This is a genomic window from Brasilonema octagenarum UFV-OR1 (genome assembly GCF_963888615.1).
GTDB lineage: Bacteria > Cyanobacteriota > Cyanobacteriia > Cyanobacteriales > Nostocaceae > Brasilonema > Brasilonema sennae.
This window is the reverse complement of the sequence record NZ_CAWPKW010000269.1, coordinates 1-16,991: the sequence shown is the minus strand read 5'-3', so window position 1 is coordinate 16,991 and position 16,991 is coordinate 1. Positions and strand designations below refer to the sequence as shown.

Sequence of the window (16,991 nt, the reverse complement as noted above, 5' to 3'; positions counted from 1 at the left end):
CTTTTTCCTCTAGTCATTCCTCCGTCGCACCCGATGTACTTCGTACCAGCCATCTTCGTGGTATTTCAAGACAATAGTCTTGGGCGTAAAGGTGATCAGGAATATATCCAGGAATATGAGTCCGGGCGTCCGTTGTGGTTTGACTCGTTCCATAACGACATCTTCGTGGTTATGCGGACGGATGATTATTTCCAATGCCTCAACATACGCCTGCACAATCGCCACGATGACCTCACCCAGCGCCCGCAACCAATCCTTTAACGCTCCTGGCGTTTTGGGGCGTCCCGGCAATAGAAGTGCGATGCTGACGCCAATGATGATATTTGCTACACTCAGATTGGCGGTGAGCAGAAACCAGATAGCCAATCGTAATATCAGATTCAGATATCCAATCATGCCATTACCATCCAGAAGAGCAGGAGCAACATTAGACTCATCACACCGATCAGATGGTCAAATTGCTCAAGTACACGCGGCAGCTTAAGTACTGAGCGTCGAAAAATCAAAAAATACCCCAACCATCCAACGCCGATGATTGCCAGGGATTTCACGATATTCGCAACGGTATACGCCTCGTAATACACAACATTTGCCGCAATCAGCCCACCGATCAAGAAAATCACCGCTGTCCAGAAACCAGGCTTTACATCCCCTTGTCCCCCAAGCGGCAGAAATATAAATTTGGCATAGACGATCGCCGTTCCCACCGCCGCAACATTCATGACGATCTCCTGAGCGGGTACGAGATTCTTCAGGGTCAACATCTTAGCCCCAAAGCCAACGAACAAGGGAAAACCCGAAATCGAGAGGCTGGTAATGACCAGGGCAATCCAGATTGCGGTATTGATCGGCTTGTGTTGCAGCTCATTGAGGTTTCGGCTCGGTAAGGCACCCGCTATCAGAAAGAGCGCCGATTTGACCAGTCCGTGCGCAAGCGCATAAAAGCCTCCCACGCCCGGTGCGGCGAGAATCCAGCCTAACTGCGAAATCGTGCTCAACGCTAGCATTCGCTTGGTATCCTTTTCAAAGACTGCATAGAACACTCCCAGAAGCGCGGTTCCAACTCCGAAGATTCTAATGATCGGATCAAGCTGATCGACAATCAGAGCACAACGCACCAACGGATAGACACCGGCTTTGACCACAATTCCCGACAGCAATGCTGACACTGGCGTCTCCGATTCAGAGTGAGTCAACGGTAACCACAATCCCGATACAAAGACCCCCCCTTTTGTCAATAGTCCCAAAAAGATCAGGGCAAGCGCTTCTGGAGGTGCCACACCTAAACCTGAAAAACTAAATGAATGATGCGCCTGATAGACCAGCACTGCGCCCACCAGATAAAAAAGCATTCCCACGTTGCTGACAAACAGATAGCGCAAACCAACCCAAATTGATCGGTCGGATCGGGAATGGGTAATCAGGAGAAAGGCAGCAATACCGCTGACTTCTAACGCCACGTATAAACTCACAAAGTCCGAACAGACGAACGCGGCATTGACGCTGCCATGCAATATGATGGTCTGGGCATAGAAATAAGCCGTCTTACCGCTGTGCCAACAGTAGAGGATGACCGCAGCCGTTACCAGCGCATTGGTCAAGATAAAGTAGCCGCTTAACTGATCGACCAATAATGTGACACCGAAATTATCCAGTAACTGTAGTGTCAGTGGCAATGGCTCGACAAATAGCTGCAACGCATATGCAGCCGAAATCAGAGTCAGCAAGAGTGCGAGATATCGGTCAAGCTTGGGGAGCAGATAAATGGTGAACCCCACAAAAAATGGTAGTGCAATCCAGGCGATCGTAATGGTACTCATGGCATATTGTTCTTCTCGATCTCGTTGCTTTCCAATGTCGGATTATCCCGTGCCAGCTTCATAACACCAACCAGCATTAAGGACTGAATCGAAAAGCCGATCACAATCCCTGTCAATATGACCGCCTGGGGAACCGGATCGGCGTAAGCCACATTCTTGACACTTGAAATAATTGGTGTGAACAAGCCCTCTCGCGATGCAATCACCACGTAATAGGCGATAACCCCTGTGCTCATGACATCCATAGAGACGATTTTCATGACCAGGTTCTTTTTTAAGATGATGCCGAAAAAACCACACAATATTGTTGCTAATACACATGCTTCTAACACGGGAATTGCCTGTTGGGTAAGGGTTAGTCGTAATTACTGTTCAGAAAAAAGACTATTTATGATTAATAGTTTTATTATTCTGAGGCATTGAGGACAGATAAAAGGCTGCTTTTTACATACACTTTACCTATACCCTGCCACCGTTAGACTCATCACGGTCCTAGTCATGACTACGGTTTTCGGTCTCGTCAACTCAGAAATCAGACGTTAGCATGCCTCAAAAAAAGGCAGCAAAAAAACCAACATAGACTGCACCATAAAGTCCAGCCACAGGTTCAGCACCACAAGCAAGACTAAAGACCAGTGCTAGAGGAAGGGAAACAATTACAGCAGTTAGATCACCAAACACATCACCACGCAGGTTCCCAAGGTGGATACGGTTTATGGTCTGCGTGGTATTACACCTAGCAGGATTTGACATATGGTTACTATTGAAAGGAGTCTATGCCTGAATCAAAAAATGTCCTTTAAACTTATAAGTAAATGTACCATAGGAAGCTAGACAAAGGGGAGTATTTGGAGATTTTGAATTGTCGATGATATCCCAAAGCATTACTTATGCTTGTATATTATTGATTCCTCTTTTGTTAGTTGACAAAAATGCCAAATATTATATTTATTTTTTAGACAAGTAAGTGAAGTTCAAACCTCTCCTCTTCTTAGATATCCAATCATGGACCATTAATCCACGTCCAAGACAAAATGCTTAAAAGTCTTTAGTGTTACAAAGTATACTATTTTCGCTCAATTACTTATAATTCGTCATTGCGAATGGAGCGTAAGCGCAAAGCGCACGCTAAGAGCGAACGCGCAGCGTGTCCCCTTGGGCGCTGCTTTGTATGCCTACCGCACGCCTTACGTCTAAAGCCCTCTGGGCGTGCGCTTTGCGCATACACTTCATTTCATTACGCTCGCAATGACAACTAATTATCCGGACTTGATATTACACACGAGTTACGAAAAAACAAAATTGTGAGATTGCTTCCTTACGTCGCAATGACACAACTACGTTTTCCTTGCGTAAGTCCTGTTTGTATAAAACCGCTCCTGGAAGCTTTCCGGTATATCCCATCGTTGCAACCTTTTGACCACCCAAAGGGATTTTGTTAAGTTTTAATATCAAAAAGCCTGAATATATATTCATCTGTTCTATTATTCAACTTACAACGAGTTAGGAGAAAATTATGACTACCGTAACCCAGATGAAATGCGCTTGTGAACCTTGCCTGTGTATTGTTTCACTAGAGAATGCGGTTAAAAAAGATGATCAATACTACTGCTCAGAAGCGTGTGCAGAAGGGCATAAGACTATGAAAGGCTGCGGTCATGGCGGCTGCGGTTGTTAAAAAAGTACTAAGAATTAAGGATTGGGGACTAGGAAAGACAATTCCTAGTCCCCAATTTTTTCTCCTCAGTGCTGAGTATTCAATTTATAGGTTTGACATCACATCTCGTGCTACTTTTAGAGTCTGCTCAATATCTTCTTCGGTATGGGCAATAGAAGTAAACCCTGCCTCAAATTGAGATGGTGCCAGATAAATCCCTCGTTCTAACATTCCACGGTGGAAGCGTCCGAATTTACTTGTATCAGACTTTTTGGCGTCCTCGTAGTTATGGACTGGTCCATTGGTGAAGAATAGACCAAACATCCCACTGATTTGACCTCCACAAGCTGGGTGACCTGTTTCTTTGGCAACTTGCAGCAAGCCATCGGCTAACTTTTTCGTAATACTGTCCAAATAATCGTATGTACCTGGTTTTTGCAGCAATTCGAGTGTTTTAATTCCAGCAGTCATTGCTAAGGGGTTACCAGAAAGAGTCCCAGCTTGATACACAGGACCATTCGGAGCAACCATTGACATAATATCGCGACGACCGCCGTAAGCTCCTACTGGCAAACCACCGCCGATAACTTTGCCTAAAGTTGTTAAATCAGGGGTGACGCCAAACTTCTCCTGTACGCCGCCGTAAGCAATTCGGAAACCCGTCATAACCTCATCAAACACTAACAATGCCCCATGTTCTTGGGTCAGTTCTCGTAGACCTTCTAGGAAACCCGCATCAGGGGGAATAAACCCAGCATTGCCAACGATTGGCTCTAGAATCACACCAGCAATTTGGTCGCGGTTTTCCTCAAACAGGGCTTTGACAGCTTCTAGGTCATTGAAAGGAGCATTTAGGGTATTGCTGGTAGCCGATTTGGGTACGCCAGGAGAATCTGGTAAACCAAGTGTGGCGACACCAGAGCCAGCCTTTACTAAGAACATATCGGCGTGACCGTGGTAACAGCCCTCGAACTTAATGAGTTTATCGCGTCCTGTGAAAGCCCGCATTAAACGCAGCACTGCCATACAAGCTTCTGTGCCGGAGTTAACAAATCTTACCATTTCGATACTAGGAACGGCATCGATGACCATTTCTGCTAGTACATTTTCTAGCAAGCTGGGCGCACCAAAGCTCGTTCCTTTTTCCAAGGCTTGATGCAGTGCTGCAATCACTTCAGGATGGGCATGACCGCAAATAGCTGGTCCCCAGGTTCCCACATAGTCAATGTACTGGTTACCATCCACATCCCAAATGTATGCGCCATTAACTCGATCAAAAACAATCGGTTGTCCGCCCACGGATTTGAAAGCTCGGACGGGAGAACTGACTCCCCCTGGCATAAGATTTTGGGCAGCAGCAAAGATTTCTTGTGATTTTGTAGTTTTAATAGTTGTATTTACCAAGATAATCTCCTAGAGTGGTTAATAAAAAGCTCTATCCTAGGATAGGAGTAAATGTCGTCTGAAATTCATATCCTAGTAAAATACCTAGTTAAATAGCTGAACCTAGAAAGTAACAATATGTTATACAAGTCCAACCAAGACTTGCCTTTAGACATCCGCACTCGTTTTTCGGAAGCATACCAAGATTTGTACCGAGCTGCTTTTAACTCGGCTATTCATTGGTACGGTGAGGCACCAAAAGCTCACCAAGTAGCGTTGAGTGCAGTTAAAATGCAATCGGCGATGTATAAAAACTTTGTTTAAAAGCTGGAAGTTCGGTAATGAGTTAGAAAATACATACCAGATCCAATCTCTAGAATGGTATCGTGAACCCATGAACTATTTCTGAAAAAACGAAGCGACTGGTATGTTTTCTTCCGATTTGCATTTAACACACGACACCATCCCGGTTGAAAGAATTCGTTACGATGAAAAGGGTTTAGTGCCAGCAATTGTCCAAGATTATCTGGATGGCACTATCTTGATGATGGCCTGGATGAATCAACAGTCGCTACAAAAGACTTTGGAAACAGGTGAAACTTGGTTTTGGAGTCGTTCCCGGCAGGAGTTATGGCACAAGGGAGCAACTTCAGGCCATATCCAGAAAGTGAAAACTATGCGTTACGACTGCGATAGTGATGCGATTTTGGTGGGGGTAGAGCAGATAGGAGATATAGCCTGCCACACGGGTGAGCGCAGTTGTTTTCACAAAGTGGATGGAAGTATTGTGCCGGCACCCGGAGATACATTGTCGCAATTGTTTGCTGTGATTTGCGAGCGCCGCGATAATCCACAACAAGACTCTTACACCTGTAAGTTACTTGCAGGCGGCGATAACAAGATTTTGAAGAAAATTGGTGAGGAATCTGCTGAGGTGGTCATGGCTTTTAAGGATGATGAGCCAGATGGTATTGCTTCTGAAGTTGCTGATTTACTGTACCACACTCTTGTGGCATTAGCTCATCATAAAGTTGATTTGAAGGCAGTTTATCAGAAGTTGCAACAGCGCCGGAAATGATTTCTACAACCCCTCTAACACGCTTAACTTTAAGCTTGAAACAAAACCGATAGCAAGGGGGTTGGCGGTCTGTTGCAGGGGCAAAAAACTAGGTTTTACTCAAGGCGCGCTCTCTAGTACAGTTAGTTGAGCAGAAAATACATCATGAGTAATTGCCAAAAACCTTGAGCTTTTGGTAACACAAAGCCTGTCGCTTAGCCATAAAATCGCTAGAAATGTACTAATTTGACATCTTTAAAATTGATTTTTCGTTTCATCCTCTGTATTACAGTTCAAATTCAGATTTTTTGTAATTCTTATCATTGAGTAGAATTTTCCTCACTGATTCCACAGACTTTCCACAGCTACTTGCGGACTTTTCCACAGTTGATTAGTTATGTAACAAGCTTTTAGTTTTTTACTGTGGATTTCTTTGTGTTGCAAGTGAGCATCTAATACTACTGAGTTAATATTAAATTCTGTAAAGAAAAGTAGTGGCAAACCTGGTTTTTTCGTAAAGATTTATTTCTGAAAAATTTCTGCGTAACATTTGGCAGCATTGACAAACCCACCCCCTTTTAACGCAAAATGATGCGACTTGCTTTTTTAGTCCGTTAAACTGCTGTGTAAATCTACCTAAACTTTTGCTAAAGATTATGGGACAAGGTCAGGGTTGGGCAAAGTCTCGACAAAACTGGACAACCATTAAAAAATCTACTTGTCTAACGAGTAAACTTTGCCCAGTTTGGCGATTGATTGAGAATAATCGCAATAATCTTCGTATTAGAACCCGCCAAACTGTCAAGGAAGTCCCCCGTTTTGTCAAGAAAATGCACTATGGCTTACTAGAAGCAAGTTACCTCTATTAGAGAACTTTAAAGGAGACGAATCTTATGAATCCAAGAGTTAGCATCTTTACAGAAATCCCTGAAACACTTGATGAATCGCTGAAAAACTACTTGGAAACACATCCAGACTGGGATCAAAACCGTGTGTTGACAGCAGCACTGTCCTTGTTTTTACTTCAAAATGGAGATAGCGATCGCCGTGCTGCACGGGTTTATCTGGAAACTTTATTTCATCAGTGCTAAGTAGAAATTTCTTCTCTGCATCAGGGCTTTCAGTAAGACTTGCAATTGATGAACCATGAATTGTTTTGTGATATCTGGCACACTGTTTACAAGGAAACAACGCCTTTTTTTGAGTCCGACAACTGCTAATAAAGGCTTAGTTTGCAGTAGAAAACCAAAGCTTTAACCTTTTGCGGTAATTCCCCATCCTTCCACAGGGTGGGGATGTAAGGCAGGCACTACCTGACGTCGTAACCAAACAAATTCGGATCGACTTCTCCCAACTGCAAATCACCTAAACCATACTCCGCCCAACGCCTCTCAACCATTGCTGCCACTTCTGGATCTGACTCTAAAGGCGCACCCCATTCATGTTCGATTTCCGGGGGAATCTTGGTTGTTGCATCAATTCCCATTCTTCCTCCTAAACCAATCTTCTCGCTGGCAAAATCCAAACTATCAAATGGGGTGTTGGGCAAAATAAACACATCTCGTGTGGGGTCAACTTTGGAACTAATTGCCCACACCACCTGACGCGGATCTCTGATATTAATATCTTTATCTACGACAATCACAAACTTAGTGTAGGTGAACTGTGGCAAAGCACTCCAAAAAGCAAGAGCTGCGCGTCGCGCTTGTCCTGGATATGATTTATCTATAGATATAATCGCCGCTTTGTAACTCAAAGCTTCCATTGGTAAGAAGAAATCGACAATTTCTGAAACTTGTTGTCGCAAAATCGGGGTGTAGATGCGGTTGAGTGCGATCGCCATCATCGCTTCTTCTTTCGGTGGACGTCCGCTAAATGTGGTTAAATAAATCGGGTCTTTGCGATGCGTCATACATTGGAAGCGAATCAGAGGGGAATCTTCCACGCCGCCATAATAACCCATGTGGTCCCCAAAAGGACCATCTGGCAAAATCTCCCCTGGTGTTATTGTTCCTTCGAGCACAAATTCAGAATCTGCTGGAACTTCTAAATCTACCGTTTTACACTTTGCCAATTGTACGCCAGAACCACCATAAAGCCCAGCAAATAACCATTCTGATAAGTCTACAGGTATGGGTGTAGCAGCTGCCATGATAATCAGGGGATCTACACCGAGGGCGATCGCCACCTCTAATTTTTTCCCACGTTCTGCCGCTTTGCGTAAATGTCTTGCCCCACCCCGCACCGATAACCAATGAACAGTCATTGTATTTTTTGATTGTAGTTGCAGGCGATACACACCTACATTTGGTGTCCCTGTTTCACAGTCCCTGGTAATTACAAGTCCCAGCGTAATAATCTTGCCTGCATCACCAGGATAAGGGCGTATCAAAGGCAACTTTTCAAAATCCAACTCATCACCTTGAATCACCACTTGCTGACAAGCAGGGAAAAAATCTCGTCCCGGTTTCGCCTTCAGCACATCGAACAGCACTTTACCAAACTCCACCGCCTGAGAAATCTTCTTGGGTGGTTTTGGTTGTTGCAGCATTGCCAACTTTTTCCCTAATTCTTCCAACTCCTGTGGATGCTGCATATTCATTGCCCAGCATATCCGTTCCACTGTACCCAGCAAATTTACCGCCACAGGGAAAGAAGCGCCTTTGACATTTTCAAATACGAGTCCGGGGCCACCTTTTTGCAGCATTCGGTTAGAAATTTCAGCAATTTCTAAATCTGAGTCAACCAGGGCGGAAATTCGCCGTAATTGTCCTCTTTCTTCCAGAAGTTTGATAAATCCCCGTAAATCTCTTGCCATTGTTCCAAAAAATAAATATTTAAGAAGTGTGAAGCGTTCTCTTATATTATTTATGACAGAGAGGGCAAGTTGGAGTAATAAGTCTACAATACTTCTGCTTGCTTGAACTTTAAAAAGGAAAAGTAGCAGTAAAAATTTTCATGCTTGCTTCTTGATTATCACCCAGATCAGTACCTTTAAAGTCCAGATATTAGGTAGCAATAATGTCGATACGCGTAGCGTCAAGCGTATGGGCAAAGCGCACGCTGCGCTAACGACTGAGCGCTCAGGCCGAAGTCCTCCCGCTTATCGCCCCAGGCTATTTGCAAATCAACAATTGATGCAAAGATTGAAGAAGAAGTGGCGGCAGCTTGTGCTATCAAGAGAAGAAAATCAAGCAAACAGGCAGGAAGAATGAATGACTAGTTCAACTAACCAACAAATTTTACTTAAAACCCGCCCAGTTGGAGAACCAAAAGAGAGTGATTTCGCCCTAGTGGAAACCCCAATACCAGAACCAGGGGAAGGCGAAGTTCTTAACCGTACGATCTACCTGTCCCTCGATCCCTATATGCGCGGTCGAATGAGCGATCGCGAATCTTATGTTGCCCCGGTGGAGTTGGCATCCGTGATGGTCGGTGGCACAGTTAGCCAAGTGATCAAATCTAACCATCCCCAATTCTCAACTGGAGATTTTGTGCTGGGTTATGACGGCTGGCAAGCCTATGCCGTATCGAAAGGGGAAACTTTGCGTAAGCTTGACCCACATCAAGCGTCTATCTCTTATGCGTTGGGCATAACGGGGATGCCCGGAATGACTGCATATTTTGCTCTGCTTGATGTTGGGCAACCTAAGGCTGGTGAAACGGTTGTTGTTTCTGCTGCTTCTGGTGCAGTCGGTTCTGTAGTTGGTCAAATTGCCAAAATAAAAGGCTGTCGGGCTGTAGGGGTAATCGGAAGTGATGAAAAATGCGATTACGCGGTGAAAGAATTGGGTTTTGATGCCTGCATAAACCGCAAAACTCAAGAACTGAGTTCAGCACTCAAAGATGCTTGTCCTAACGGAATCGATGTTTACTTTGATAATACGGCTGGTGCAATTTTAGAAGCTGTGTTGCAACACATTAATCTTAGAGCAAGAATACCATTAGTTGGCTTAATTTCACAATATAACGCGGAAAATCCTCCCCCTGGTCCTAATTTGATGCCCTTGTTGATTAAACGTGCTTTAATCAAAGGTTTTCTTGTTGGTGATTACCAAGACCGTCAAGCAGAGTTCTTAAACGATGTTTCTCAGTGGTTGCGCGAAGGTAAGCTCAAGTATAAAGAAGACATTGTAGAGGGTCTAGAAAAAGCCCCCCACGCCTTCATCGGTTTATTACAAGGAAAAAATTTTGGCAAGCTGATTGTCAAGGTCAGTGATGATCCAACACGATAAGCGTACGTAAAGAACGAGTTAGAAGCGATTTTAGAATCCTTCTAGTGAGCCAAATCAACAGACCTCCGATTTCGTGCTAGCAAGAACTTCATCCTGTAGACAGATATGAGTGTTAGTACATTTTTTCTACCATTCGAGCTACACTTACAACTTTAAAGATGTAGATATGAGGCTGAGGTTAAAACGCCGATTGTTTGGTCAGTTTGCGATCGCAACCACATTTGGAACTATGGTGGAGAGTCTCAAAGCGAAGACCCTGGCTCAATCAAAGCCTCAGTCTCGTCCTCCATCAGCGATATCCCCTGATCCGAGTAGTTTTGTTGACATCAAACTGCGTGTAAATGGAACAGAACACGCGCTAAAAATTGAACCTCGTGTAACACTACTTGATGTGCTGCGTGAACGTCTGAATCTGACTGGGTCGAAAAAGGGCTGCGATCACGGTCAGTGCGGTGCTTGTACGGTATTAGTTGATGGGCGGCGCGTTAACTCGTGCCTGACTTTTGCCATCATGCACACTGACGCGAAAATCACAACTATCGAAGGACTGGCACAAGGAGAAAATCTACATCCCATGCAAGCTGCGTTTATTGCTCGCGATGCGTTTCAGTGCGGCTACTGCACACCGGGACAGATTTGTTCGGCGGTGGGTTTGGTGAACGAAAAACACGCTAAATCTGATGCTGATATTCGGGAACTGATGAGTGGCAATATCTGCCGTTGCGGTGCTTATCCAAATATCGTGAATGCTGTGCGCGATGTCTTAGAGGGAAAAAAAGATGCAGCCGTTTAGCTATAAGAAAGCAGGAGGAGCGGACAATGCTGTAGCATTGGTTAGTCCACAGGAGCAAGCCGCATACCTGGCAGGGGGAACTAGCCTAATCGATTTGATGAAGCTGAATGTCCAGACACCACAACACTTGGTTGACATTAACCCACTCCCCCTAAGCAAGATAGAAATGCACAACAACGGTGTACGGATTGGAGCAATGGCACGTAATAGCGATGTTGCTTATGATGCGATGATTCGCGAGCGTTACCCTGTGCTGTCAGAAGCGTTGCTGTCTGGGGCTTCACCGCAACTGCGGAACATGGCAAGTGTGGGCGGGAATTTGCTACAACGTACTCGCTGCTACTACTTCCGCGATACTGCGTTTCCCTGTAATAAGCGCGTTCCCGGTTCTGGATGTCCGGCAATTGAGGGCCATAATCGGATTCACGCGATTCTCGGCGGCAGCGATCGCTGTATTGCCACTCATCCTTCTGATATGGCTGTAGCAATGGTAGCACTTGATGCCGTTGTACAGATACGAGGTTCAAAGGGAGAGCGCAGTGTTCCGCTGGTTGATTTTCACCTCTTACCGGGCGAGACACCAGAACGGGAGACAGTTCTGCAACACGGAGAGTTAATTGTTGCCGTTGATTTGCCTGGTTCACCGTTTGCGAGGCGATCGCACTATTTGAAAGTCCGCGATCGCGCTTCCTACGCCTTTGCAATGGCATCGGTTGCAACTGCATTAGATATTCAAAATGGGATCATTCGTTCAGCACGCATTGCCCTCGGTGGGGTAGGAACAAAGCCCTGGCGTGCCTACGCTGCAGAAAAATTGCTCGTCAACAAGCCAGCAAACGAGGCAACGTTTCAAGCGGCGGCGAATGCAGCTGTCGCTGGATCTAAACCGCAAAAATACAACGGCTTTAAAGTAGAACTGACTAAACGTACAATTGTTCGGGCGCTCTTCACGGTGGGAGGGATGGCGTGAATACTGGGGATAAAAATGGAGTTATCGGCAAACCGGTTAACCGAGTCGATGGACATCTCAAGGTGACTGGCGGCGCACGCTATGCGGCTGAGTTTCCGGTAGCAAAAATGACTTATGGGGTGACAATTCAAAGCACGATCGCCAAAGGTAAAATTACCCAAATTGATACAAAGGCTGCGGAGCAAGTACCAGGTGTGCTAGCAGTGATTACCCACCTCAACGCGCCGAAAGCTTCAGGCGAAAAAGGCGGTGGTCGCAAGTTGCAACTGCTGCAAGATAACATTGTGCTTTATAGTGGTCAGCATATTGGTATCGTGGTTGCAGATACTTTTGAACGAGCAATGCACGCCGCTTCGCTCGTAAAAGTCCGCTATCAGGAAGAAAAACCGACCATACATATGAAGGATAACCTTGACAAGGCATATGTACCTGGAGGGAAAATTCCTAGAAACGAGCCACCCGACAAATCTCACGGCGATGTTGCCCAAGCATTAACGACAGCGGCTGTCCGCGTTGAGGAAACTTATACCACCCCGGTGGAAAATCACAATCCGATGGAACCTCATGCCACAACAGCAGTTTGGCAAGGCAATCAATTGTTAGTATATGATGCAACTCAGGGAATCTTTTCGGCTCAACAAAAAATTGCCGGAGCATCGGGAATTGAGCCAGGAAATATCCGCCTGATGTCTTACTATGTCGGCGGTGGTTTCGGTTGCAAAGGATCGGCTTGGTCGCACGTACCTCTAGCAGCAATGGCGGCACGGCAGGTGACTCGCCCAGTTAAGCTGGTGCTGGGACGGATACAGATGTATGGTCCTGTTGGCTTTCGACCAGAGACAATTCAACAGGTTTCTTTGGGCGCAACCCGTGACGGAAAATTAACCGCACTGCGACATAGTGGAACGTCGCAAACTTCAACCTTCGATGAATTTATCGAACCGGTTGGTAAAAGCGCAGGCATGCTCTATGCTTGCCCAAATATCGAAACCAGCCACCGTCTAGTTCAGCTTGATCAGGGAACACCAACCTACATGCGTGCCCCTGGCGAAGCTTCAGGCTCGTTCGCCTTAGAATCGGCAATAGACGAACTGGCTTACAAACTTAACATTGATCCAATAGAATTGCGTTTGCGTAACTATGCTGAGGTTGATCCTAGCAATAAATTACCTTGGTCAAGCAAATCACTGAGAGAATGTTATAAAGTAGGTGCACAACGGTTTGGTTGGCAAAAGCGTAATCCCAAGCCCCGTTCGATGCGAGACGGTAATTATTTGATTGGTTGGGGAATGGCAACGGCGACATATCCCACGAATCGTTCTCCAGCATCGGCGATCACCCAAATTATGGCAGACGGTACAGCCCTTGTCCGCAGTGGTTCACAGGATATTGGCACGGGAACCTATACCGTCATGACTCAAGTGGCGGCGCAAGCACTTGGTTTACCAGTTGAGAAAATCCGCTTTGAACTGGGCGATACGAATATGCCAGAAACTCCCGTTTCTGGTGGCTCACAAACAGCTGCTAGTGTAGGAACGGCGGTGCATTTGGCGGGAAATGAAGCTCGCAGTAAGCTTTTGCAACTAGCACTAGCCGATCAAGCATCACCGCTGTATGGTGCAAATGCTGAGGATGTTATTGCTGAAAATGGCAGTTTGTTTTTAAAAAATAAATCGTCCAAAAGTGAAACTTATGCAGGAATTTTGGCACGACATAAGATGAAAATGATTGAAGCGCGTGCAGATGCCAAACCTGGAGAGGAAAAACAGAAGTATTCCATGCATTCTTTCGGGGCACAGTTTGCCGAAGTGCGAGTTAACCCTGATTCAGGTGAAATTAGGGTGACGCGCTGGGTTGGTGCCTTTGGCGTTGGACGTATACTCAATGCCAAAACAGCCGACAGTCAGCTCATCGGTGGGATTGTTTATGGGATCGGGATGGCGCTGATGGAACACACACTCACAGATCCTAATCGGGGACGTGTTGTAAATCCAGATTTAGCAGAGTATCATGTACCAGTGAATGCAGACGTTCCGCCTATTGAGGTGTTGTTCGTTGATGAAAACGATCCTCATATCAACCCGCTTGGAGTCAAAGGAGTTGGTGAAATAGGGATAACTGGAGTTGCGGCGGCGATCGCCAATGCTGTTTATCATGCAACAGGCAAGCGCATCCGGGATTTGCCAATTACACTAGACAAGCTTTTGTAGATAGAAAATGCGATGATCGCACAAACGATGAAAGGTCAATCACACCATCGGCGATCGCTACATGACCAGTATGAGCAAAAAGTTCATACGCGGCAATGATATACTTTAGTTTCTTTTGAGAATCAGTAGAAGTCTCAGGGCTGATGACGACTGAAGTAGAATTTGGTACTGTTAGCTCGGAATCACTGTAGTTACATTCGTGACCGAGATGAGTAGTCGAACAGCCCGCTCCTACGCTTTCCTGTCGATTGCAGCGGCGATCGTCACCATTGCCCTGAAGTTTGGCGCTTACCTGCTAACGGGGTCAGTGGGGCTGCTTTCAGATGCTATTGAGTCTATTGTAAATCTCGTGGCAGCATTGATAGCACTGTGGGCATTGACCTATGCTGCTAAACCAGCCGATGCCGAACACGCCTTTGGGCATTCTAAAGCCGAATACTTCTCCAGTGGTGCTGAAGGTGCGTTGATTGTAGTAGCTGCCATCAGCATTGCTGTTGAAGCTTGGGGACGCTTGTTGCATCCAGAACCATTAACACAGCTAGGCTTGGGGTTGGCACTCTCTTTATTTGCAACCGCAATCAACGGCGTTGTTGCCTTTGTCTTGCTACGGGCAGGGCGACGCTTGCGTTCCATTACACTCAGAGCTGATGCTCACCATTTATTTACCGATGTGGTGACTTCAGGTGGTGTGGTAGTTGGAATCTTCCTCGTCAAGGTAACAGGCGCTTTCGTGCTTGATTCAATCGTCGCACTGATAGTAGCAGCAAATATTACGTGGACAGGATTTCGTTTGCTACGCGAAACCAGTAGCGCATTACTGGATGCAGCTTTACCTAAAGAAGAAATTGACGCAATTGAAAGCATCCTTAACGAGTACAAACGCCAGCACATCCAGTTCCATGCCTTGCGAACCCGCACCGCTGGAAACCGCAGCTTTGTCTCCTTCCATGTTCTTGTGCCTGGATCTTGGACAGTGCAACAAGGACATGATTTGTGCGAGGCTATTGAGCTTGCTATTCTTCGGGTGTTGCCTTTAACCCACATTACAACTCACTTGGAACCTTTAGAAGATCGAGTTTCCTGGGAAGATCAGGAGTTGGAGCGTGCGAGCAATCAGCAAATGCAAGGATAACTGCATCAGAGATTAATTGCTGCCGTTGAGCTTTAAGGAATTGGGCGATAGCGTCCGATACAACACGCCAACTTTTATGCGTGCCCCTGGCGAAGCTTGTGGAATGTTCGCGCTAGAATCAGCAATGGAGGAATTAGCGATCGCCTTGAATATCGATCCACTTACTCTGTGCTTGATTAAGCACGCCGATATCAATCCCCAAGTAGCTCAACCCTGGTCGAGCAAGTACCTGAAAGAATGTTACCTTGACAAATTAATGCCTTGATAAAAAGCGCAGAAATAGTGTTCTTATAGCGATTGGTAAAAGCGCAGGTAGGTAGACATTATCTACTTAACCCTACTGTATTAAAAGAATAAGCAATACAAATGAACGAATTACAAGCAATTTTAACAGCCTTCGAGTCTAGTCAAAAAAGTGGTGATATTAGTTTCCTGGCGACTGTAGTTAAAACTCAAGGTTCAACCTACCGCCGACCTGGTGCCAAAATGTTAATGACAGGTACAGGTCAGATAGTGGGAACAATTAGCGCTGGTTGTTTGGAAAACGATGTGTTCGAGTATACCCGCCAACGCATGGCAGACGGCAAACCGATTGTTGTTACTTACGATAACACCGCCTCTGAGGATATTCTCTGGGGCTTTGGTTTGGGATGCAACGGTGTAGTGCAAGTTCTGATCGAACGTCTGGAAAACGAAAGCACACCGAATGCGATCGCTTTTATAAAAGAGTGTCTAAATAACAAACATCTCGGTATTATAGCGACAGTCTTTGCTTCAGAAGGTGCAGTTGATCTAAAACTAGGCTCACGCTTACTGCTGTATCCAAACAGTAAAATTATCACCGACATTGAAGATGCAAATTTAACTCAATCTTTAATTGCAGATGCCCAAGCAGCGCTTGTCAATCAAAAGTCCAGCGTGAACAACTATCAGTTACCTTTTGGCAGTGCAGAAGTTTTTATTGAAGTCATCCAACCACCTACACCCTTAGTGATATTTGGTGCAGGTTATGACGCTGTACCCGTAGCACAGTTTGCGGAAGCATTGGGTTGGCAAGTTACTGTAGTTGATTGTCGGGCTAACGAGGCAACTAGAGCGCGATTTCCAATGACTTGTGAGGTGATTCTTAGCCGCCGAGAGATTCTAGAAAAACAGGTATTTATAGATACTGGGACAGTGACTGTGGTCATGACACATAATTACCTTGATGATTTGGAAATTATGAAAACATTGCTACCATCTCCTGCACGCTACATTGGCGTTTTAGGGCCAAAGCATCGTACAGAAAAATTGCTGCAAGATTTAGAAGGACAAGGAATAGTTTGTACCACTGAACAATTAGAAAGATTGCACAGTCCTGTAGGAATTGATATCGGTGCAGAAACACCAGCAGAAATCGCGATCGCTATCATTGCAGAAATTCAAGCAGTACTCAAAAATCATAATGGTGGTTTTTTAAGAAATCGCAATCAACCAATTCACCAATATGATGAAAGTAACTTTAATAAACTTCTTGTAAAAGTCGGGTAAAGGTCAAAGGTTAAAGGTTAAAGGTTTTATATTTTTCCTTTCCCTTTCTCCCTTAACTCAGATCTTGCACCTCGGACTGAGTACGCCCATAACTCAAGTTCGTGGCTCATAAACACGCGTCCGTTAAAACGGACTGCGTAAGTTATTTTAGTCCGTTTTAACGGACTTGGACTTTGAGCCAAGAAATTTATTTCTTGGCGGACG

The 16,991-nt window shown here is 45.4% G+C and carries 17 protein-coding genes and 1 pseudogene; 12 read left to right on the top strand and 6 right to left on the bottom strand.

The features are described 5' to 3' along the window. Positions 1-9 precede the first annotated feature (9 nt). The 4 genes and pseudogenes from AC5590_RS22400 to AC5590_RS22385 all read right to left on the bottom strand — a co-directional run. A complete protein-coding gene (locus tag AC5590_RS22400) occupies positions 10-396 on the bottom strand; it encodes a Na+/H+ antiporter subunit E (RefSeq protein WP_169265616.1) in 387 nt (128 codons plus the stop codon). Then, complete coding sequence (locus tag AC5590_RS22395; protein ID WP_169265615.1) at positions 393-1,820, bottom strand: cation:proton antiporter; 1,428 nt, start codon at positions 1,818-1,820, stop codon at positions 393-395. The genes AC5590_RS22400 and AC5590_RS22395 overlap by 4 nt, the downstream gene beginning before the upstream one ends. Continuing rightward, a complete protein-coding gene (locus tag AC5590_RS22390; RefSeq protein WP_169265614.1) occupies positions 1,817-2,152 on the bottom strand; it encodes a cation:proton antiporter subunit C in 336 nt (111 codons plus the stop codon). The genes AC5590_RS22395 and AC5590_RS22390 overlap by 4 nt, the downstream gene beginning before the upstream one ends. A gap of 135 nt (positions 2,153-2,287) precedes the next feature. Beyond that, positions 2,288-2,573, bottom strand: a pseudogene (locus tag AC5590_RS22385) (SulP family inorganic anion transporter); the annotation flags it as partial. Positions 2,574-3,336: 763 nt separating this feature from the next. Here AC5590_RS22385 and AC5590_RS22380 point away from each other — a divergent pair. Next, positions 3,337-3,498, top strand: coding sequence for a metallothionein (locus AC5590_RS22380; RefSeq protein WP_169265613.1), 162 nt, complete (start codon positions 3,337-3,339; stop codon positions 3,496-3,498). Between the two features lie 84 nt (positions 3,499-3,582). Here AC5590_RS22380 and hemL read toward each other — a convergent pair whose 3' ends face one another. Next, positions 3,583-4,881 (bottom strand): glutamate-1-semialdehyde 2,1-aminomutase, encoded by a 1,299-nt coding sequence (gene hemL, locus AC5590_RS22375; RefSeq protein WP_169265612.1) that lies wholly within the window; start codon positions 4,879-4,881, stop codon positions 3,583-3,585. 117 nt (positions 4,882-4,998) lie between these two features. Here hemL and AC5590_RS22370 point away from each other — a divergent pair, with 117 nt between their 5' ends. From AC5590_RS22370 to AC5590_RS22355, 4 genes are all read left to right on the top strand, one after another. Beyond that, a complete protein-coding gene (locus AC5590_RS22370; RefSeq protein WP_169265611.1) occupies positions 4,999-5,184 on the top strand; it encodes a ChaB family protein in 186 nt (61 codons plus the stop codon). Between the two features lie 103 nt (positions 5,185-5,287). Further along, positions 5,288-5,938, top strand: coding sequence for a bifunctional phosphoribosyl-AMP cyclohydrolase/phosphoribosyl-ATP diphosphatase HisIE (hisIE, locus tag AC5590_RS22365; RefSeq protein ID WP_169265610.1), 651 nt, complete (start codon positions 5,288-5,290; stop codon positions 5,936-5,938). 635 nt (positions 5,939-6,573) lie between these two features. Further along, entirely contained in the window at positions 6,574-6,786 is a 213-nt protein-coding gene (locus tag AC5590_RS22360; RefSeq protein WP_169265609.1) for a hypothetical protein, read from the top strand. Positions 6,787-6,810: 24 nt separating this feature from the next. Beyond that, positions 6,811-7,008: a DUF2811 domain-containing protein gene (locus AC5590_RS22355; RefSeq protein WP_169265608.1), complete on the top strand. Its 198-nt coding sequence runs from the start codon at positions 6,811-6,813 to the stop codon at positions 7,006-7,008. 218 nt (positions 7,009-7,226) lie between these two features. Here the strand turns inward: AC5590_RS22355 and AC5590_RS22350 are convergent, their stop codons facing one another. Continuing rightward, positions 7,227-8,735, bottom strand: coding sequence for a UbiD family decarboxylase (locus AC5590_RS22350; RefSeq protein ID WP_169265607.1), 1,509 nt, complete (start codon positions 8,733-8,735; stop codon positions 7,227-7,229). 397 nt (positions 8,736-9,132) lie between these two features. Between AC5590_RS22350 and curA the strand changes: the two genes are divergently transcribed. From curA to AC5590_RS22315, 7 genes are all read left to right on the top strand, one after another. Continuing rightward, positions 9,133-10,152, top strand: coding sequence for an NADPH-dependent curcumin/dihydrocurcumin reductase (gene curA, locus AC5590_RS22345; RefSeq protein ID WP_169265606.1), 1,020 nt, complete (start codon positions 9,133-9,135; stop codon positions 10,150-10,152). Positions 10,153-10,318: 166 nt separating this feature from the next. Then, positions 10,319-10,945, top strand: a complete 627-nt coding sequence (locus AC5590_RS22340) for a (2Fe-2S)-binding protein (protein WP_169265605.1) — start codon at positions 10,319-10,321, stop codon at positions 10,943-10,945. After that, positions 10,932-11,915: an FAD binding domain-containing protein gene (locus tag AC5590_RS22335; RefSeq protein WP_169265604.1), complete on the top strand. Its 984-nt coding sequence runs from the start codon at positions 10,932-10,934 to the stop codon at positions 11,913-11,915. The genes AC5590_RS22340 and AC5590_RS22335 overlap by 14 nt, the downstream gene beginning before the upstream one ends. Further along, a complete protein-coding gene (locus tag AC5590_RS22330) occupies positions 11,912-14,125 on the top strand; it encodes a molybdopterin cofactor-binding domain-containing protein (protein WP_169265603.1) in 2,214 nt (737 codons plus the stop codon). The genes AC5590_RS22335 and AC5590_RS22330 overlap by 4 nt, the downstream gene beginning before the upstream one ends. Positions 14,126-14,333: 208 nt before the next feature. Continuing rightward, positions 14,334-15,257 (top strand): cation diffusion facilitator family transporter, encoded by a 924-nt coding sequence (locus AC5590_RS22325; protein WP_169265602.1) that lies wholly within the window; start codon positions 14,334-14,336, stop codon positions 15,255-15,257. A gap of 76 nt (positions 15,258-15,333) precedes the next feature. Continuing rightward, positions 15,334-15,522, top strand: a complete 189-nt coding sequence (locus AC5590_RS22320) for a molybdopterin-dependent oxidoreductase (protein WP_169265601.1) — start codon at positions 15,334-15,336, stop codon at positions 15,520-15,522. Between the two features lie 101 nt (positions 15,523-15,623). Further along, entirely contained in the window at positions 15,624-16,787 is a 1,164-nt protein-coding gene (locus AC5590_RS22315; RefSeq protein WP_169265600.1) for an XdhC family protein, read from the top strand. The last annotated feature ends 204 nt before the right edge of the window (positions 16,788-16,991 follow it).